Consider the following 19,139-nt stretch of genomic DNA (forward strand, 5'->3'; position numbering starts at 1 on the left):
GCCAATGTTGAAGACGATCTCGCTTGCCGGCGCCGCGATGGCGCTCGCTCTCACCACCGTTCCGTCCTCTGCCAAGGAGCTCAAGTCGATCGGCGTTTCGCTCGGTTCGATGGGCAATCCGTTCTTCGTCGCGCTGTCGAAGGGCGCCGAGTTCGAGGCCAAGAAGACCAATCCCAATGTAAAGATCACCACCGTCGGCTTTGAATACGACCTCGGCAAGCAGGTCACTCAGATCGACAATTTCATCGCCGCCGGCGTTGACCTGATCCTGCTGAACCCCGGCGATCCCAAGGCGATCGGGCCGGCCATCAAGAAGGCGCAGGCAGCTGGCATCGTCGTCGTCGCGGTCGACACCGCGGCCGAGGGCGCCGATGCCACGGTGACGACCAACAACGTCCAGGCCGGCGAGATCTCCTGCCAATACATCGTCGACAAGCTGGGCGGCAAGGGCGATGTCGTCATCGAGAACGGCCCGCAGGTCTCCGCCGTCATCGACCGCGTCACCGGCTGCAAGAATGTGTTCGGCAAGAATCCCGGCATCAAGGTGCTGTCGAGCGACCAGGACGGCAAGGGCTCGCGTGAAGGCGGCCTCACGGTTGCGCAAGGTTATCTGACCCGCTTCCCCAAGATCGACGCCATCTTCGCCATCAATGATCCGCAGGCGATCGGCACCGACCTTGCGGCGAAACAGCAAAACCGCAGCGGCATCATCATCACCGCAGTCGACGGCGCGCCTGACATCGAGGCCTCGCTGAAGGATCCGGCGTCACCGCAGGTCCAGGCGTCGGCGTCGCAGGACCCGTTCTTCATGGCGCGGCGCGCCGTTCAGGTCGGCGTCGGCATTCTCAACGGGCAGAAGCCGGCCTCGACCGTCGAGCTGCTGCCGTCGAAGCTCGTGACCCGCGACAATATCAAGGATTACAAGGGCTGGACCTCGGACCGTACGCAGTAACACGAGCTGCAAGGGGCGGCGATCTTGCGACGAGATCGCCGTCCACTTACCCTCGCTGGATCGCCCGCTTCGGCACCGTCAGGACCATCGGCACCGCAACGGCGAAAATCGCGGCGCCCATGATCCACACGAGCCCGGTCCAGCCCGGCCGGGACAGGGCATAAATCCCGCCGAAGGCGAGCGGGCCGAAGATGGCGGCGAGGCTGACGAAGCTTGCGACGACCCCCTGCAATTGGCCCTGGCGCTCGCCATCGACGGCCTTCGACTGCAGCGCGCGCAGTGCAGGCGCGCTGATGCCGCCGAACGCGATCAGCGGAATCAGCGCGAACGCGATCCAGCCCGCTTGCGCGAAGGCGAGCACGAGGAGAGCGATGGCCTCGCAGCAGATGCCGAGAAGCAATGTGCCGCGTTCACCGAGCCATCCCGTCAGTGGCGCAATGGCGAAGGCCTGCACCAGGGCAACCAATGCGCCGAAGATGCCGAGCGAAATGCCGATATCGGTCGCGGTCCACTGGAAACGATCCGTGACGAAGAGCACCCAGACCGTGCTGTAGGTCTGCCCGACGAGACTGACGAGAAGAAACACGAGCAGCAGCGGGATCAGCGTGCGAAAGCTCATCGCCCAGCGCAGCGGGGCGAACGGGTTCAGCGTCCGCCATTCGAACGGCTTGCGCTCGGTGCGGTGGGTCTCCGGGAGAACGAACAGCGCAATCAGGACGTTCACGCCGCTCAACGCGGCAGCGGCGAGAAACGGTGCGCGCAGCGAGATGTCGCCGAGCATGCCGCGATGACAGGTCCGATGACGAAGCCGGCGCCGAAGCAGGCGTGGAACAGGCCGAAGCGGCGGGCGCGCATCGCCTCCGGCGTGATGTCCGCGATGGTCGCGGTGATCATCGCGACGCCCGCCGCCGTCAGGCCGGCGATGGTGCGGCTGACGAACAGGAGCCATAGATAGGGCGAGAAGGCCATGACCAGATAGTCGATGGTCGAGCCGGCGAGGGCGAGCAGCAGCACCGGCCGGCGGCCGAGCCGGTCCGACAGGACGCCGAGCACCGGGGTGACGACGAATTGCGTGAACGCGTGCAGCGCCAGCAGCGTCCCGTAGAGCGCGGACACGTTGTCGGTGCCGGCCATCGCACGCAGCAGATTTGGCAGCGTCGGAAAGATCAGCGCAATGCCTGATGCCTCGAGGGCGGCGCAGGCGAGGATCGCTGCGAGCGGCCGGCTCATGGGATTCTTTCGCCCGTCAGTCAGCCGACACACCTTCCGCCAGCGCGGACGGTGCAAGCGGTGGGGCCTCTGTCCGGTGGATGGGATCGATCAGATCAGGTGCCGCCCATTTGGCGTGTGCTGCTTCCACCGTTCGAGCGACGGCCTCGTCGTCTGCAGGCGCCATCGCAGTCAGAAGGTCCGGGCGCTGGCGTTGCGCGATTGCGAGGTAGGGATCGTTGGGGATCGGGTGCCAGAGCCAGTAGGCCGCGGGTTGCTCTACGGTGAAGCCATCGACGTGGGCCGCAATCTCTTGTGTGAACTCGGACGCGGCGGCCTCGGCCGGCATCCAAGTCCGGTACTCGATCGGAGCGAGGATGTTCATCGAAAAGCCCGCCGCGTCGCGGCGTGAGGCGAAGCCGGGCAGGACCAGTGTGCCGGTTCGCGCATAGCGCGCCGGTCCGGGTGGATAGCGGAAGTCGGAATCGTGGGTCTTGACGGTGATGCCGGCGTATTTGGCGCTGGGGTAGACATCCACGACCATGAAGACGACGCCGTTGTTCTGGAGCACCCTGGAGATCTCGGCTCCGGTATTGCGCCTTGCAAACGCAATCGGCGTGGCCGCGGTCGCGCTTCGCCCCGCATAGATCCAGCGTTCAGTCGGCGTCGGTTGGCGACCGATCGAATAGACGAAGCCGACGTTGAAGCTGCGATCCCTGAGGTGGGCCGCGAACAGTTCGAGACTGCCGATGTGGGGCACGGCAATGATGCAGCCATTGCGGGATTTCGAGAGCGCCCGTGCGAGACGACCAAGCGCCGCCTTCGGGATCTTCGCTTCAAGGCTCATCGCCCTGTCGCGATCCTGCTGCAGATTGGCAAGGTCGAACAGGACGGTGACCCAGGCCGCCAAGCCGTCGATCACTTGATCGGGCGTCGCGGTGCCGCGGCGAATGATGCTCTGGCGCAGAAACATGTTGTCGCGCATCGTGCTCGGGAGTTGCGCGATCACGCTTGCGATCTCGCGCGCAACATCCACCTGGCGCGCGACGGGGATGATGGAGGCCAGACCGTCGACGAGGTTCACGACGGCAGTCTGGATATCTCCGTGCTCACGGGGAAAGGGGCGCGGATTGGCCCCGCGCGGATCGGTGACTGCTGCTGTTTCCCGGAACGTCACTTGAACCTCAAAACCCGTCAAATCATGCGGGAAAATCTCACCACAGAAGTGTTACCAGCGTCTCAAGGTTTCCCTGCAGCGACCGGCGGCATCCTCGCCCGCGCGGGGCCAAATTCCTCGGAAAAAGAACGGTGTACCGCCATAGTGGGTTGACCCCGGCGAACGATATGTCAGAGAGAGGGACGGCTTCTCGGACTGAGCTGGAAGCCGGCGCCCCGCCGGGGCATTTTGGGAGCAGTTACTGATATGGCTGAGCGGGTCGCTCTCATCACCGGTGTGACCGGCCAGGACGGCGCCTATCTCGCCGAACATCTGCTGTCGCTCGGCTATGTCGTCCACGGCATCAAGCGCCGCTCATCCTCGTTCAACACCGCGCGTGTCGACCATCTCTACCAGGATCCGCATGTCGGTAACGTGCCGTTCCTGATGCATTACGGCGACATGACGGATTCGACCAATCTGATCCGCCTGGTGCAGCAGATCCGGCCGACCGAGATCTACAACCTCGCCGCTCAAAGCCACGTCGCCGTCAGCTTCGAAAGCCCCGAATACACCGCCAACGCCGACGCCATCGGCGTGCTGCGTCTCCTGGAGGCGATCCGCATCCTCGGCATGGAGAAGGAGACGCGGTTCTACCAGGCCTCGACCTCCGAGCTCTACGGCCTGGTGCAGGAGGTCCCGCAGAAGGAGACGACGCCGTTCTATCCACGCTCGCCTTATGGCGTCGCAAAGCTCTACGGCTACTGGATCACGGTGAACTACCGTGAAGCCTACGGCATGTTCGCCTCGAACGGCATCCTGTTCAATCATGAGAGCCCGATCCGCGGCGAGACCTTCGTCACCCGCAAGATCACGCGCGGCGTGGCGCGCATCGAGGTCGGTCTCGAGGAGACGCTCTATCTCGGCAATCTCGAGGCCAAGCGCGACTGGGGCCATGCCCGGGACTATATCGAGGGCATGCACATGATCCTGCAGGCCGACAAGCCCGACGATTTCGTGCTCGCCACCGGCGAGACGCGTTCGGTGCGCGAGATGGTCGAGCTGTCCTTCGCGCAGGTCGGCCGTCGCGTCGAGTGGCGCGGCACTGGCGTCGAGGAGACCGGCATCGATGCCAAGAGCGGCAAGACGGTGGTGAAGATCGACCCAACCTACTTCCGCCCGACCGAGGTCGATCTTCTCATCGGCGACGCCAGCAAGGCACGCGCGGTGCTCGGCTGGAAGCCGAAGCGGACCTTTGCGCAGCTCGTCGAAGAGATGGTGGCGAGCGATCTGGCCGAGGCCAAACGGGACATTGCAAATGGCAAGCGTACCGTTTGAGCTGAAGGGTAAAAGCGTCTATGTCGCCGGCCATCGCGGCATGGTCGGTGCCGCGCTGGTGCGCCGGCTGGCGCGGGAGGACGTGAACCTCGTCACGGTCGACCGGCGCGAGGTCGATCTCTGCAACCAGGCCGCGGTGTTCGACTGGTTTGCGAAGGCGCGGCCGCAGGTGATCTTCCTCGCCGCGGCCAAAGTCGGCGGCATCGTCGCCAACAACACGCTGCGCGCCGAGTTCATCTACGACAACATCGCGATCGCGGCGAACGTGATTCAGGCCGCGCATCAAAACAACGCCGAGAAGCTGATGTTCCTCGGCTCGTCCTGCATCTATCCGAAACTCGCAGCGCAGCCGCTGCGCGAGGATGCTGTGCTGACCGGCCCGCTGGAGCCGACCAACGAGCCTTACGCCATTGCCAAGATCGCCGGCATCAAAATGGCGGAGGCGTATCGCAGTCAGTATGGCTCCGACTTCATCAGCGTGATGCCGACCAATCTCTATGGCCCCGGCGACAATTATCATCCTGAGCTGAGCCACGTCGTCGCCGCGCTGATCCGTCGCTTCCACGAGGCAAAGGTCTCGGGCGCGAACAGCGTCGTGGTCTGGGGCACCGGCACGCCGCGGCGCGAATTCCTCTATGTCGACGACATGGCGGATGCCTGCGTGCACCTGATGAAGACCTATTCCGGTGCGGACCTGATCAACATCGGCACCGGCGAGGACATCGCCATTGCAGAGTTCGCACGCGTGGTCGCCGGGATCGTCGGCTATCGCGGCGAGATCAGTTACGACACCTCGCGCCCGGACGGGACGCCGCGCAAGCTGCTTGATATTGGCCGTCTGGAAAGGCTCGGCTGGCGCGCGACGACGTCGCTCGAAGATGGCCTAAAGCGTGCCTATGCGGCGTATCAGGCTGCGGCCTCGGTTCCCGCGCAATAGTCTTCACACGATCAGCCGTCCGCGCCGCCTGGCGATCCCGATCGTGACCTCGGCGCCCGCGTTGAAATCAAGGCGGTCGGCCTCGATGCCGTCGCTGAAGATGACGCCGTTCTCCGCCATCAATGAGCGGATGCGCAGTTGCTCCTCAACCGCGAGCCGGCCGCAGACGAGATTGGTTTGCGAGTGCCGGCTGGGGAAGGGCTCGCGCACGGCAAAGCGCAGCTCGGGGGCGTCCCAGGGCAGGGCGTCGTAGCCAGCCAGCGGGGGAGGGTGGCCGAAGCTGCCGGCGATGGCGAGCGAGCCGGTGACGATGCTCTTGAACCAGGCGGTCGATCCGAGCCCGGTCGCGACGATCAGTCCGCTCGAGGATTGACGCTCCGTCGTCCCGCCGGCCGCGATCTCGTAGATCGCCGAGACATGCGTGCGGGCGCCGATGAAGAGATCGTTCACGGCGTGCAGCACCTGGCCGTCGCTGAGCCGTGCTTCGGCCATGGTCACGGCCTGGCTGTTGCGCCTGTCGGCGGCGACCTCCGGCAGCAGTTTCGCGAGGTCGCCCGGCGCGAAGGGAAGGAGGATGCCGTCGTAACGCGCAGGGTCCGGGTTGAGCCCGATCAGCGGATGGTCGTCGAGATATTTCATCGTATTGGCGACGACGCCGTCCTGGCCGAGCGCGACCACGATGTCGTCAGGCGCGAAGATGAAGGTCGGCAGGAAGCCGCGCTCGATGACCTGATAGCGCCCCCATTGCTCCAGCACCTGCAGCGTCGCATGCCGCTGCGCATGATAGACCTCGTGCTCGCGCTCATAGTCGGAGAAGTCGGCGCCGAGATGCTCGACGTAGAAGCGCGCCTGCGCCGCCGTCAGGTAACGCGCGACCAGGTCCTCCAACCTGGTCTTGCGCGTCACCAGCACGATCTTGCGGTCATTGGCGGCGGGCATTGGCGGCCTCCGGCTTCGGCTTCTCGATCAGCTGGCTGAGCAGGTCCGGCGAGACGTTGAGCTGGCCGATCTTCTCGGCCTTCTCGGCGATGCCGGAGAAGGCTTGTGCGATCAGCTGTCCCGGCTGCATCCCTGCGGCGGCGAGCGCCTGGATCACGCGGGTGTCGACGCCCTCGAAGATCTTCATCAGCGCGCCGACGCGATAGGCCTCGGCGTCGGCCAGCGTCCTGGTGTTCTCGGCATTGAGGCCGACGAAATCCTTGCGCTTGCCTTCCAGCACGATGTCCGCGGCCATGCCGGCCTGGCGCAGCTCGTTGCGCTTGGCGGCGACGCTCGCCTCGGCATCCATCTGGGTCTCGCGGATCGACCGCTTCTTCTGCTCGACGGCGATCTCGGTGTCGAGCTCGCTCTCGCGGATGGCGCGCTCCTGCTCGACGGCGAAATTGCGCCGGGCGAAGATCGCCTCGTCCGCGGTCTTCAGGATGGCTTCGCGCGCCTGGGCTTCCAGCGCCTTTGCGGTATCAGGCGCCGGCTTGATGCCGCGGATCGACACGCCGAGGATTTCGAGGCCGAGCGCTTCGATGTCGGCGCGCCCGCGCAAGCCGCCCGCGATGATATCGGCGATGCGGTCGGAAGCCTGCAGCGCGTCCTTCAGCGTCAATTCCTTGATCGCCTGCTGCGCGAGCACCTCGACCGTGCCGAGAATGCGTTCCGGCAGCTTTTCCGGATCGTCGGTCTCATAGGTCTTGCCGTCGGACTTCAGGGTGAAGTTGAGCATCGAAGCCGCCTTCTTCGGCTCGCTGACGCGATAGGTGACATGGCCCTGCACGGTCAGCGTCTGAAAGTCGCGCGCGATCTGCTGGAAGATGAAGGAGGCGTCGCGACTGCCGACGGGCACGGCGACGAGCGTGGTCACCGGGCCATAGTAGAACGTGGAGAGGCCGGTGCCCTCGGCGACGACTGCGCCGGCGCGGTACTTCATCAGATAGGTGGTGGGCTGCGCCTTGATGAACCTGAGGCCGAACATGGCTTACTCCTGTCATTGACTATAAGTTGGTCTGGGCAACTAAGTAAGTTGGACTGTACAACTAAGTATGCTACTGTCAAGCCGGAACAGGGGAGGTCGCCTATGGCGGGTGAAGCTCGGGTCGAAGGGCTTGGAAAAGCAGGACAATTGGACTTCCCGCGACCCCTGACCACGGTCGACGTCGCGATCTTTGCGATTCTCGACGAGAGGCTCCAGGTGCTGCTGGTGCAGCGTCCGGCCGGCGACGGTGAACCGTTCCCCCTGAGCCTGGCGCTGCCGGGCGGCTTCGTCGACGTCGCGAAAGACCGCGATCTCGCAGCCTGCGCGGCGCGCAAGCTGAAGGACAAGACCGGCGTCACGAGCCCTTATCTGGAGCAGCTTGGAAGCTGGGGAAGCGCTGCGCGCGACCCGCGCGGCTGGTCGGCAACCCACGCCTATTTCGCGCTCATCCCGGAAGAGGCGGGCGTACTCACACCTGATGCGCGTTGGTTTCCGATTCGAGACGGCAGGCTCAAGGAGAAGCTCGCCTTCGACCACGGCGACATCCTCGCAACCGCAATCCAGCGCCTGCGCAACAAGGTGGAATACACCTCGCTGCCCGCTTATTTGATGCCTGCCGAGTTCACGCTGCCGGATCTGCAGCGCGTCTACGAGATCGTGCTCGACCGTCCGCTCGAAAAGAGCGCCTTCCGTACCCGGATATTGTCGGCCGACATGATCGAGCCCGTCGCAAAGATGCGGCGCGGCCCGAACCGCCCGGCGCAGCTCTATCGCCTGAAGAAGGGCAGGGAGCCCGTGTACTTCGTGCGGACCTTCAATCCGCCGGAGTAGCGCGCTGAGGGTTCGCGCGCACGGCCGCGGACCGGGCGCTCCGGCACAGCTAACATCATGTTAGGTTTATCGCATAACTGGGTAATTGTGTTAGCCCGGCGAAAGCCTATTGTCGCGCTCAATCAAGTAGCTATCGGCAGTGACAAACGCTTGCGGAGAGTCCGCAGAGCGCGCGGAATGTGCTGCCCAATTTCTCCAAGAAGCCCGCCAAGGGACACCAGCAAACCAGTGGAGGAATTTTGAGATGACCGCGATCCAAGACATGAGTCAGTCCAGGAAGGCCGCTGCGAGCGGCTGGATCGGGTCGGCTCTCGAATATTATGACTTCTTCATCTACGCGACCGCCGCGTCGCTGGTCTTCCCGCAAGTCTTCTTCCCGTCGGAAAATCCCACCGTCGCGATCGTCGCTTCGCTTGCGACCTATGGCGTCGGCTATGTGGCCCGTCCAATCGGTGCCTTCGTCCTCGGGCATTGGGGCGACACCCATGGCCGCAAGACGGTTCTCATCGTCTGCATGTTCCTGATGGGCATCTCGACCATGGCCGTGGGTATCCTGCCGACCTATCAGCAGGTCGGCATCCTGGCGCCAATCCTGCTCGTCGTCCTGCGCCTCATCCAGGGATTTGCCGTGGCCGGTGAAATCTCCGGCGCAAGCTCGATGATCCTGGAGCACGCGCCGTTCGGCCGGCGCGGCTTCTATGCGAGCTTCGCCCTTCAGGGGGTGCAGGCCGGACAGATCCTCGCAGCCGCCGTCTTCCTGCCGCTGGCGGCCTACATGCCGAACGACGCCTTCAACAGCTGGGGCTGGCGGATTCCGTTCCTGCTGAGCTTCTTCGTCATCGTCGCCGGCTACATCATCCGTCGCGAAGTCGACGAGACCCCTGCCTTTGCCCGCGAGGGCGAGCGCGGAGAAACGCCGCGGGCGCCCATTGTTCAGGCCATCACGCTGAGCTGGCGCGACATGCTCAGGGTCATCTGCATGGCGCTGATGAACGTCATTCCGGTCGTGGCGACCATCTTCGGTGCGGCCTATGCGGTGCAGCCGGCCTACGGCATCGGTTTTGCCAAGGACGTCTATCTCTGGATCCCGGTACTCGGAAACATGCTGGCCGTGTTCGTCATTCCCTTCGTCGGCAATCTCTCCGACAAGGTCGGCCGCAAGCCGCCGATCATCGTGGGCGCGCTGCTCTCCGGTCTGCTCGCCTTCGGCTATCTCTATGCCATCAGCATCAAGAACGTGCCGCTCGCGATCCTGCTGTCACTGTTGATGTGGGGCGTGGTCTATCAGGGCTACAACGCGATCTTCCCGAGCTTCTACCCGGAATTGTTTCCGACCCGCACCCGTGTGTCGGCGATGGCGATCTCGCAGAACATCGGAACGACGATCACGGCATTGCTCCCGGCCCTGTTTGCGACCGTGGCGCCTCCCGGCTCGGCCAACATTCCGTTGACGGTCGGGGCGATCGCCTTCGGCATCACGGTCATCGCGGCGCTGGCGGCCGTCTCGGCGCGGGAAACCTACCGGATCAGCATCGACGATCTCGGCAATCCCAAGGCCGTTCCGATGCCGCGGGCCGACTATGAGCGGCAGCGTGCGGGAGCCGCGAGCGGTGCGACCGCAGTCCCCACCTGATAAACGGCTGAAGGCAATGCCGCTGCAATCGATCGTGTTGCAGCGGCAGGGCCTTATGTGACTACATATTCGAACTTTGTGCGCGCGAGCGCGATCATCATGAGGTCAAGGGATGAACCCCGTCGTCGTTGCTGTCGCCATCACCGGCTCCGTTCCGCGCAAGAAGGACAATCCGGCGGTGCCCATCCTGCCGTCCGAACAGATCGAGTCGACGCAGCAAGCCTTCGAAGCCGGCGCCACGCTCGCCCATATCCATGTCCGCAACGACGACGAGACGCCGTCGTCCGACCCGGAGCGCTTCGCCCTGGTGCAGCAGGGGATCAGGAAGCATTGTCCGGCAATGATCGTGCAGTTCTCGACCGGCGGGCGGGGCCGCGATCCTTCGGCGCGAGGATCGTCGCTCTATCTCAAGCCCGACATGGCCTCGCTCTCGACGGGATCGGTGAACTTTCCGACGATTGTCTACGAGAACAGCGCAGCCCTGGTCGACACGCTCGCGACCGGGATGAAGACCAATGGCATCCGCCCGGAAATCGAGATCTTCGATCTGTCGCATCTGCATGGCGCGCGCCGCCTGATCGAGGCCGGGCTGATGGATGCGCGTCCGCACGTGCAATTCGTCATGGGCGTCAAGAACGCGATGCCGGCAGACGAACATGTTCTCGACATCCTGCTGGCTGAGCTCAGGCGGCTGATCCCGCAGGCGACCTGGACTGCGGCCGGGATTGGACGCCATCAGGCGGAGGTCATGGACTGGGCGCTCAAGCGTGGCGCCGATGCGGTTCGCACCGGGCTCGAGGACAATGTCAGGATCGAGAAGACGCGACTCGCAGCGAGCAACGCGGAACTCGTGACCATCGCCGCCGAGGCCGTCACACGCCACGGCCGGCGCGTTGCGACCGCGGCCGAGGCTCGGTCCCTGCTCGGGCTCGCGGGATAGTAGGGCTACTGCCTGCTCCTGACATGCTTCTGGCTGCCTTCTGCCATTCGGAACCGACATTCCCGTGAGCTGAGTCTCCGGGTAAGACAGGCCTACAGGCGTGATCGGCGCCTGCCGGGCAGGCGACGAGTGGAATGCGGTTCTTGAAATCTGACAGCAGGCTCATCGGGGTCCTGCTGGTGCTGGCAATTACCCAACTCATCGGATGGGGGACGATCGGCCTTCCGGCCGTGGTCGGCCGCGACCTCGGGGCCGATCTCGGGCTGAGCTTGCCGGCGGTGTTTGCGGGCAGCTCAGTGCTTTATGTCACCATGGGCCTGTGCGCGCCCTGGCTCGCCAAGGCCTTTGCGCGGCACGGTGCGCGCAAGGTGATGATGGTGGGTACTGTTGTCTCCGTGCCGGGCTACGTCGTTCTGTGTTTCGCGCGCGACCCGGTGCTCTATTTCGCCGGCTGGGTCATTCTCGGCATGGGCGGCAGCGCCACGCTGTCGACCGGCGCCTATATCATGCTGAACGAGGTGGCGGGGCGGGGCGCCAAGAATGCCATCGGCGGGCTGATGCTGGTGACGGGACTCTCCAGCAGCATCTTCTGGCCGACCACGTCGTTTCTCAGTGTTTGGCTCGGTTGGCGCGGGACCTGTCTCGTCTACGCGGCGATGCTGCTCGCCATCAACCTTCCGCTCTATGCGTTTATCGCGCCACGCCGGAAAATTGCGGCGGATGATGGCGGCGAGGCAGCCCAGGCTGAGCCGCCGCCTGCGATTCCGAGAAGCACTTTCGGTCTGGTCGTCTGCGTGATCACGATGAACGCCTTCGTCAATTTCGGCATCGGCGCCATCCTGATCGAGTTGTTGCGGGCGGAGGGCCTTGCGCCGGCGCAGGCGCTTGCCTTCGGCTCGATGCTGGGCGTGATCCAGGTCAGCGCCCGCGGCCTCGATTTTCTCGGCGGTGGCCGGTGGGACGGCATCACCACCGGGCTCGTCGCCGGCACCGCGCTTCCTGTCGCCATGGTGCTGCTGATGCTGAGCGAGGGGGCGACCTGGGCGGTGGCGACCTTCATCCTGCTCTATGGCGCCGGCAGCGGCGCGATGGCGGTGGCGCGGGCGACGATCCCGCTCGTGTTCTACGACCAGGCCGAGTTCGCGAAGGCAATGTCGATGATCGCACTGCCGCTCAATCTGGCGTCCGCGATCTCGCCGCCGCTTCTGGCCGGCCTGCTCACCCAGTTCGGCAGCCGCGGCGCGCTTGGGCTCACTTTGGCCTTTTCCTGTGCGACCGTGCTGATCCTGATCCTGCTGGGCCGGCGTCGTCCGCATCTGGCCGCAGCACCTGCGACCGGGTAATTCGCAACGCGGAATTCGCCGCCGCAGCCTACCGCTGCTGCGGGGCGGGGGATGGCCGTATGCCCAGCGCGCAGTGCTCGGGACCGCAAAATGGTGTATCCGCAGGAAGCGCGGTCCGCGACATCGCCGCTGCGCCAAGATCCAGTTCCCCCGGAGGAAATCGACATGTCGGCCCTGCCGCTCTCAGGCATCAAGATCCTTGATCTCACGCGTGTGCTCGCCGGGCCCTTGTCGGCCCAGATGCTGGGCGATCTCGGCGCGGAGGTGATCAAGATCGAGCGGCCCGGCACCGGCGACGACGCGCGCGCCTTCGGCCCGCCTTACCTGACCGATCCCGAGGGCAAGGCCAACAACAACAATTCGTTCTATCTCTGCGCCAACCGCAACAAGAAGTCGGTCACCGTCAACATCGCCAAGCCCGAGGGGCAGGCGATCATCCGCGAGCTCGCGAAGGACGCCGACGTCTTCATGGAGAACTACAAGGTCGGCGATCTCAAGCGCTACGGCCTCGACTACGAGACGATCAAGGCGATCAATCCGAGGATCATCTATTGCTCCGTGACTGGTTTCGGCCAGACTGGCCCCTATGCGCCGCGCGCCGGCTATGACGCCATCCTGCAGGCGATGGGCGGCCTGATGAGCGTCACCGGTCATATCGACGGCGAGCCGGGCGAGGGCCCGATGAAGGTCGGCCCGTCGATCGTCGACTACATGACCGGCATGAACACCTCGATCGGACTGCTGTCGGCGCTCTATCATCGCGACGTCAACGGCGGGCAGGGCCAGCACATCGACGTCTGCCTGTTCGACACCGTCATCGCCTCGCTGTCGCACTGGCTGCAGATCTACCTCGTCAACGGCAAGATGCCGCCGCGCCGCGGCACCTGGGGCAATGGCGGCATGCCGGCCGGCGTGTTCCGCTGCACCGACGGCGAGCTGATGCTGGTGGTCGGCAATGACGGCCAGTTCCGGAAGACCTGCGCCGTGCTCGGCGAGCCGGAGCTTGCGAGCGATCCGCGCTTCGTCAAGAACAACGACCGTGTCGTGCACGGCAAGGAGATCATGGCGATCTTCGCCGGCCTGTTCCTGAAGAAGCCGGTGGCCTATTGGCTGGACAAGCTCGAGGAGGCCGGCGTGCCGTCGGGTCCGATCAACAATTTCGAGCAGGTGTTTTCCGATCCGCACGTGCAGTCGCGCGGCATGCGGGTGAAGGTCGACCATCCCTTCGAGCCCAACCTGTCGCTGATCCGCAACGCGCTGACCTTCTCGGAAACTCCGGTCGAGACCTACCGCGCCCCGCCGCTGCTCGGCGAGCACACGCAGGAGATCCTCGGCGGCAAGCTCGGCTATGATGCCGGGAAGATCGAGGAGCTGAAGCAGCAGGGGATCATCTAGCGCCTTACGAAGCGGCGCGCGCTCTTACCCTCTCCCCTTGCGGGAGAGGGTGGATCGCCGCAAGGCGGCGAGACGGGTGAGGGGTATCTATCCTCACGATTGATCTTGCGAGCGGATAGATACCCCTCATCCGGCGCTTCGCGCCACCTTCTCCCGCAAGGGGAGAAGCAAAGAGGCCGCGATCGGATTGAGATAGACGGGCAGAGGCAACATCGCATGAGCACCGGCAAAACCATCATCACCTGCGCCATCACGGGCAACCTGACAAAGCCCGAGCAGTCGCCGTATCTGCCGATCACGCCCGAGCAGATCGCGACCTCCGCGCTGGAAGCCGCCGAAGCCGGTGCTGCGATCGCCCACATCCATGTGCGCGATCCCGCCACGGGGCGGCCGTCGATGTCGGTCGACCTCTACCGCGACGTCGTGGAGCGCATCCGCGCCCGCAACAAGAGCCTCGTCATCAATCTCACGACCGGGCCCGGCGGGCGCTTCGTGCCCTCGGTCGAGGATCCCCGCATCGCCGGCCCCGGCACGACGCTGCTGCAACCCGAGAAGCGCGTCGAGCATATCGAGCTCTTGAAGCCCGACATCTGCACGCTCGACCTCAACACCATGAATTCCGGCGGCGAGGTCGTGATCAACACGCCGCGCAATGTCCGCATCATGGCCGAGCGGATGAAGGCGGCCGGCGTGCTGCCGGAGATCGAGCTGTTCGATTCCGGCGACTGCCATCTGGCGCGCGACATGCTCGCCGACGGCTCACTGAAGGGGCCGGGCCTGTTCTCGCTCGTGCTTGGCGTCAAGTACGGCTTCTCCGCGACGCCGGAGACGATGTTCTATGCCCGCAGCCTGCTGCCGCCAGGCGCGATCTGGTCCGGCTTCGGCATCGGCCGCGCCGAATTCCCGATGGTGGCGCAGGCCTTTTTGCTCGGCGGCCACGTTCGCGTCGGCATGGAGGACAATCTCTATATGTCCAAGGGCGTGCTGGCGAAGACCAACGCGGAGCTGGTCGCGCATGCGGCGGACATTCTGAAGAGCCTTGGCGCCAGTGTTGCGAGTGCGCAGGAGGCGCGCGCGATGCTCGGGCTGGCGTAGAAGCCACGCCGTCGTCGCTCGATTGTTGACGGAAGCATGACGATCTCGCGGCCTTGTGCGGGGCTTGCGCGCAATCCCCAGATAAACCCGGTCCGTAGTACATCCGGCTTCCGCTTCGCGCGCGACTCAGATTCGATCTCTCCCACTGGGATTGGGAGACAAGTGCATGTCCTACACGATCGGGTTCCAAGCGAAAGACCAGAAGGCAATTCTGGCGACCGAGGCGGCGACGGCCAACCAGGCTGTCGCGATCATTGCCGCGCTGCGGCAAAGTGCCGAAGAAATAAAGTTCATCCGCTCGCCGCAGGAAGGCGACATGGGCATCGAGATGCTGCTGCTGCTCGCCAAGGAAGAGGCCGAGGAGATGCCGCAGCGGGCCTAGAGCATGATCCGGAAAAGTGTGCAGCGGTTTTCCGGCAAGATCATGCTCAAATAAAAGCCCCGCAGGAGCGAACACACTTCGATCAGAAGCGAAACATGCCGGCTGCAGAATAATGTAGTCAGGCGCCAGTCTCGCTCGAACCGAAGGTGGCCCATGATACGCGAAGCGCTCCGCGTCGAACCGATCTCGTCCTTTCTCGATCGCGTGAAGGCGCCGACCTCGCCGGTGACGCGGGCCGGCAACATGATCTTCGTCGCCGGCCTGCCGCCGTTCGACCCCGAGACGGGCGAGATCGGCGGGATGGGAATCGAGCGGCAGAGCGAAATCATCATGGAGCAGATGAAGCTCTGTCTGGAGACGGCCGGCGCCTCGCTCGACAACGTCATGAAGTGCAACGTCTACGGCACCTCGGCCAAACACTTCGCCACGTTCAACGCGATCTATGCGCGCTACTTCCCGGTCGATCCGCCGGCGCGGATCTTCGTCGTCACGCCGGAATGGTTCGGCCCCTTCGACGTCGAGATCGACTGCATCGCAATGATGTGAGGCGCTACCGCGCAGCGACCCTTGACGGCGCCTTGGCTTCGGCCTTGCCCGCCGTCAGCGCCATCGTCGCGACGCTGACGACGCGTGCGACCACGTCCTCGACGTCGTCGAGATCGCATTTCCCTTCCGACAGCTTGGTCAGGCGCTCGCTCTCGCGGATGGTGTGGTGCGCCATCGCCAGCGCGAAATTCAGGCCCCAATAGATATCGACATCGCTGCGGTCGGGCAGGGACCGTCGCATCGCGCCTGCGAATTTCCGCAAGTGGTCGATCTCGCGGTTCTTGATGCGACGGATCGGCGGCACGGATTCGATCGAGGCGCGGATCATGAAGCGCGCCGCGGTGGAGCGCTGGTTTTCCGGGCCCAGGCAGCCGCGCAAGGTGGGGCCGACTAGTGCGCGCAAGATCACCTCGATCGGTGCGCGGCCGCCGCCTTGCTCTTCGGCGGCCCTCAACTCGCGCAGGCGTTCGCGATTGGTCGCGATCGAGCGCGTGACAAATAATTCCGCGATCAACTCGTCCTTCGAGCCGAAATGATAGTTCACGGCAGCCAGATTGACATTGGCCTCCGCGACGATGTCGCGGAGCGTGACGTCGCCAAAGCCGCGATCGGCATAGAGCCGTTCGGCGGCGGCGAGAATGGCAGACCTCGTATGATCGCTGGCCATGGATGCCCTCAGGGAGGGAGTTGCAATTCAAACACTTGTATGAAACTATCGTTTGAAGGCCGGAGAAAGTCAATCCGCATGATGGAATTGCGTCGCTGTTGAGAGCGGCGCGAGTTCCGCGCAGCCGCGATCCGCCGAATGGCGCTTGCGGGCCGCGCATTGCGGGAGGACAGTCCGGCGCAAAACAGGCTTTCAAAGCGAGACCGAGGAGCGTCCCATGGATTTCGATCTGTCCCCCAAGCAGAAGGAATGGCTCGACCGCGTGCAGTCCTTCATGGCCAAGCACGTGCGCCCGGTGGTGCCGATCTACAATGAACAGGATCACAGCGGCGAGCGCTGGAAGGTGATCCCGGTCCTCGAAGACCTCAAGAAGAAGGCGAAGGCCGAAGGCCTCTGGAACATGTTCATGCCGCCGAGCGAGCATGAGGACGACGAATTCCGCGGCGCGGGATTGACCAATCTCGAATACGCGCTGCTGTCGGAAGAGATGGGCCGCATCACCTGGGCCTCGGAAGTGTTCAACTGCTCCGCGCCCGACACCGGCAACATGGAAGTGTTCATCCGTTACGGCTCCAAGGAGCAGAAGCGCAAATGGTTGCGTCCGCTGATGGACGGCGAGATCCGCTCCGCCTTCCTGATGACGGAACCGGCCGTCGCGTCCTCGGATGCCACCAACATCGAGACTCGCATCGAGAAGGATGGCGATCACTACGTCATCAACGGCCGCAAATGGTGGTCGTCCGGCGTCGGCGATCCCCGCTGCAAGATCGCGATCCTGATGGGCAAGACCGATTTCAACGCCGCAAAACATCAGCAGCAGTCGCAGATCCTGGTTCCGCTCGACACCCCCGGCATCAAGGTCGAGAAGATGCTCCCCGTGTTCGGTTTCGACGACGCGCCACACGGCCATGCCCAGGTGCTGCTCGAGAACGTGCGAGTTCCCAAGGAGAACATCCTGCTCGGCGAAGGCCGCGGTTTCGAGATCGCGCAGGGCCGCCTTGGTCCCGGCCGTATTCATCACTGCATGCGCACTATCGGCAAGGCCGAGGAGGCGCTGGAGAAGATGGTGAAGCGGCTGACCTCGCGCACCGCCTTCGGCAAGAAGATCGTCGAGCACTCGGTGTGGGAGCAGCGCATCGGCGATGCCCGCACCAACATCGAGATGACGCGTCTGCTCTGCCTCAAGGCTGCCGACATGATGGACAAGGTTGGCAACAAGACCGCGCAGGCCGAGATCGCCATGATCAAGGTCGCAGCCCCCAACATGGCGCTGAAGATCATCGACGAGGCGATCCAGTCGTTTGGTGGCGCGGGCGTCTCCGACGAAGCCGGTCTTGCCAAGGACTACGCGCACATCCGTACGCTCCGTCTCGCCGACGGTCCGGACGAGGTGCACAATCGCGCCATTGCACGGCTCGAAGTTCGGAAGTATGCCAACTCTCCCAAGCATTAAGCGGGGGAGCCCAGCGGCGCTCCTGACTTGAAGAAACGACAGGACGTGATTGGGTAACCGCTTGACGCAAGTGCGTCAGCGGTTACCGATTAGGATCACGTTCGGACTGAAGAGGGAGCGTCACCGTGGCTGACGGCGTCAGGAAAGACGAAGAGTTCTCGGGCACCAAGCCGGTCGAGGAGCGGCATCGCTTCGACGAGATGCGGCTCGAAGCCTGGATGCGCGACAACGTCGAAGGCTATGAGGGCCCGCTGGTCGTCCTGCAGTTCAAGGGCGGCCAGTCCAATCCGACCTACCGGCTGAACACGCCGAAGCGCTCCTACGTGATGCGCCGCAAGCCGTTCGGCAAATTGCTGCCGTCGGCGCATGCGGTCGATCGCGAATATCGCGTCATCGCAGCCCTCGGAAAGCAGGGTTTTCCGGTCGCGCACGCCTATGCGCTGTGCCAGGACGACAGCATCATCGGCGCCGCCTTCTACATCATGTCGATGGAAGACGGTCGCGTGTTCTGGGATCCGACGCTGCCGAGCCAGGACAACGATGCGCGCCGCAAGATCTTCACCAGCAAGATCGAGACGCTGGCAAAGCTCCACATGTACGATCCCGTCGCGATCGGCCTCGGCGAGTTTGGCAAGCCCGGCAATTATTTCGCGCGCCAGATCGACCGCTGGACCAAGCAGTATCGCGCGTCCGAGACGCAGCACATTCCGGAATTCGAAAAGGTGGCGGAATGGCTGCCCAAGACCGTGCCGGAGCAGGCGCGCGTCTCGATCGTCCACGGCGACTACCGCCTCGACAACATGATTTTCCACGCGACGGAACCTCGCGTGCAGGCCGTGCTGGATTGGGAGCTGTCGACGCTCGGCGATCCCATGGCAGACTTCACCTATCTGCTGATGCAGTGGATCATGCCGGGCCTCGACGGTGCCGACCTCAAGGCACTCAACATCCCGAGCGTGGAGGAGGCCGCGCAGATCTATTGCAACGTCACCAAGATGACGGTGCCGGATCTCAACTGGTACTTCGCCTACAATTTGTTCCGCCTCGCCGGCATCACGCAGGGCATCGCCGGCCGCGTCCGCGACGGCACCGCCGCCAACGCCAAGGCGCTGGAGTCCGCCAAGCGCACCGTGCCGCTGTCGAAGGCGTCATGGGAATACGCCCAGAAGGCGGGCGCGGTGTAGAAACAACGAAGGCGCGGCTCATGGCCGCGCCTTTTGTTTTGGCACGCCGCGCTTCGCTCCTGCAATGACGAGGAAGAGCGCGTGTACCTTGTCCACGCACCATGCTTGACCA

General features: G+C 64.2%; 17 protein-coding genes and 1 pseudogene. 13 read left to right on the forward strand and 5 right to left on the reverse strand.

Annotation, left to right across the window (positions count from 1 at the left end; genetic code table 11):
* The first annotated feature begins 4 nt into the window (after nt 1-4).
* Nucleotides 5-952 carry an ABC transporter substrate-binding protein gene (locus QA645_RS17640; RefSeq protein ID WP_254132216.1) on the forward strand — a complete coding sequence of 316 codons (948 nt, stop codon included), beginning with the start codon at nt 5-7 and terminating at the stop codon, nt 950-952.
* A 46-nt stretch (nt 953-998) separates the two neighbouring features.
* Here QA645_RS17640 and QA645_RS17645 read toward each other — a convergent pair.
* Together QA645_RS17645 and QA645_RS17650 are read right to left on the reverse strand one after the other, a co-directional pair.
* A pseudogene (locus QA645_RS17645) lies at nt 999-2,182 on the reverse strand (TCR/Tet family MFS transporter).
* A gap of 16 nt (nt 2,183-2,198) precedes the next feature.
* Nucleotides 2,199-3,245, reverse strand: coding sequence for a hypothetical protein (locus QA645_RS17650; protein WP_283051831.1), 1,047 nt, complete (start codon nt 3,243-3,245; stop codon nt 2,199-2,201).
* Nucleotides 3,246-3,584: 339 nt separating this feature from the next.
* On the opposite strand from QA645_RS17650, the gene gmd reads away from it, so the two are divergent.
* Together gmd and QA645_RS17660 are read left to right on the forward strand one after the other, a co-directional pair.
* Nucleotides 3,585-4,655: a GDP-mannose 4,6-dehydratase gene (gene gmd, locus QA645_RS17655; RefSeq protein ID WP_283051833.1), complete on the forward strand. Its 1,071-nt coding sequence runs from the start codon at nt 3,585-3,587 to the stop codon at nt 4,653-4,655.
* The gene (locus tag QA645_RS17660) at nt 4,636-5,592 is read left to right on the forward strand and encodes a GDP-L-fucose synthase (protein WP_283051835.1); all 957 of its coding nucleotides are present in this window, start codon (nt 4,636-4,638) and stop codon (nt 5,590-5,592) included. The genes gmd and QA645_RS17660 overlap by 20 nt, the downstream gene beginning before the upstream one ends.
* A 3-nt stretch (nt 5,593-5,595) precedes the next feature.
* On the opposite strand, the gene QA645_RS17665 is transcribed toward QA645_RS17660, so the two are convergent.
* The gene (locus QA645_RS17665; RefSeq protein ID WP_283051837.1) at nt 5,596-6,531 is read right to left on the reverse strand and encodes a sugar kinase; all 936 of its coding nucleotides are present in this window, start codon (nt 6,529-6,531) and stop codon (nt 5,596-5,598) included.
* Nucleotides 6,515-7,558, reverse strand: coding sequence for an SPFH domain-containing protein (locus QA645_RS17670; protein ID WP_254194212.1), 1,044 nt, complete (start codon nt 7,556-7,558; stop codon nt 6,515-6,517). The genes QA645_RS17665 and QA645_RS17670 overlap by 17 nt, the downstream gene beginning before the upstream one ends.
* Before the next feature lie 102 nt (nt 7,559-7,660).
* Between QA645_RS17670 and QA645_RS17675 the strand changes: the two genes are divergently transcribed.
* From QA645_RS17675 to QA645_RS17710, 8 genes are all read left to right on the forward strand, one after another.
* The gene (locus QA645_RS17675; RefSeq protein WP_283051839.1) at nt 7,661-8,389 is read left to right on the forward strand and encodes an NUDIX domain-containing protein; all 729 of its coding nucleotides are present in this window, start codon (nt 7,661-7,663) and stop codon (nt 8,387-8,389) included.
* A gap of 244 nt (nt 8,390-8,633) precedes the next feature.
* A complete protein-coding gene (locus QA645_RS17680; protein WP_254132209.1) occupies nt 8,634-10,022 on the forward strand; it encodes an MFS transporter in 1,389 nt (462 codons plus the stop codon).
* 112 nt (nt 10,023-10,134) lie between these two features.
* Nucleotides 10,135-10,962: a 3-keto-5-aminohexanoate cleavage protein gene (locus tag QA645_RS17685; RefSeq protein WP_283051842.1), complete on the forward strand. Its 828-nt coding sequence runs from the start codon at nt 10,135-10,137 to the stop codon at nt 10,960-10,962.
* Nucleotides 10,963-11,096: 134 nt separating this feature from the next.
* Nucleotides 11,097-12,305, forward strand: a complete 1,209-nt coding sequence (locus tag QA645_RS17690; protein WP_283051844.1) for an MFS transporter — start codon at nt 11,097-11,099, stop codon at nt 12,303-12,305.
* A 165-nt stretch (nt 12,306-12,470) separates the two neighbouring features.
* Nucleotides 12,471-13,700 (forward strand): CaiB/BaiF CoA-transferase family protein, encoded by a 1,230-nt coding sequence (locus QA645_RS17695; protein WP_283051845.1) that lies wholly within the window; start codon nt 12,471-12,473, stop codon nt 13,698-13,700.
* 216 nt (nt 13,701-13,916) lie between these two features.
* Nucleotides 13,917-14,795 carry a 3-keto-5-aminohexanoate cleavage protein gene (locus tag QA645_RS17700; RefSeq protein WP_283051847.1) on the forward strand — a complete coding sequence of 293 codons (879 nt, stop codon included), beginning with the start codon at nt 13,917-13,919 and terminating at the stop codon, nt 14,793-14,795.
* A 166-nt stretch (nt 14,796-14,961) separates the two neighbouring features.
* The gene (locus QA645_RS17705) at nt 14,962-15,177 is read left to right on the forward strand and encodes a hypothetical protein (RefSeq protein WP_148778652.1); all 216 of its coding nucleotides are present in this window, start codon (nt 14,962-14,964) and stop codon (nt 15,175-15,177) included.
* Nucleotides 15,178-15,330: 153 nt separating this feature from the next.
* Nucleotides 15,331-15,723, forward strand: coding sequence for a RidA family protein (locus QA645_RS17710; RefSeq protein WP_283051849.1), 393 nt, complete (start codon nt 15,331-15,333; stop codon nt 15,721-15,723).
* Between the two features lie 4 nt (nt 15,724-15,727).
* Here the strand turns inward: QA645_RS17710 and QA645_RS17715 are convergent, their stop codons facing one another.
* Nucleotides 15,728-16,390 (reverse strand): TetR/AcrR family transcriptional regulator, encoded by a 663-nt coding sequence (locus QA645_RS17715; protein ID WP_283051851.1) that lies wholly within the window; start codon nt 16,388-16,390, stop codon nt 15,728-15,730.
* Between the two features lie 217 nt (nt 16,391-16,607).
* Between QA645_RS17715 and QA645_RS17720 the strand changes: the two genes are divergently transcribed.
* On the forward strand, nt 16,608-17,843 hold the full coding sequence (locus tag QA645_RS17720; protein WP_283051852.1) for an acyl-CoA dehydrogenase family protein: 1,236 nt from the start codon (nt 16,608-16,610) through the stop codon (nt 17,841-17,843).
* Between the two features lie 125 nt (nt 17,844-17,968).
* Nucleotides 17,969-19,027 carry a phosphotransferase family protein gene (locus QA645_RS17725; protein WP_283051855.1) on the forward strand — a complete coding sequence of 353 codons (1,059 nt, stop codon included), beginning with the start codon at nt 17,969-17,971 and terminating at the stop codon, nt 19,025-19,027.
* The last annotated feature ends 112 nt before the right edge of the window (nt 19,028-19,139 follow it).

Source organism: Bradyrhizobium sp. CIAT3101 (assembly GCF_029714945.1).
In the GTDB taxonomy this organism is placed as follows: domain Bacteria; phylum Pseudomonadota; class Alphaproteobacteria; order Rhizobiales; family Xanthobacteraceae; genus Bradyrhizobium.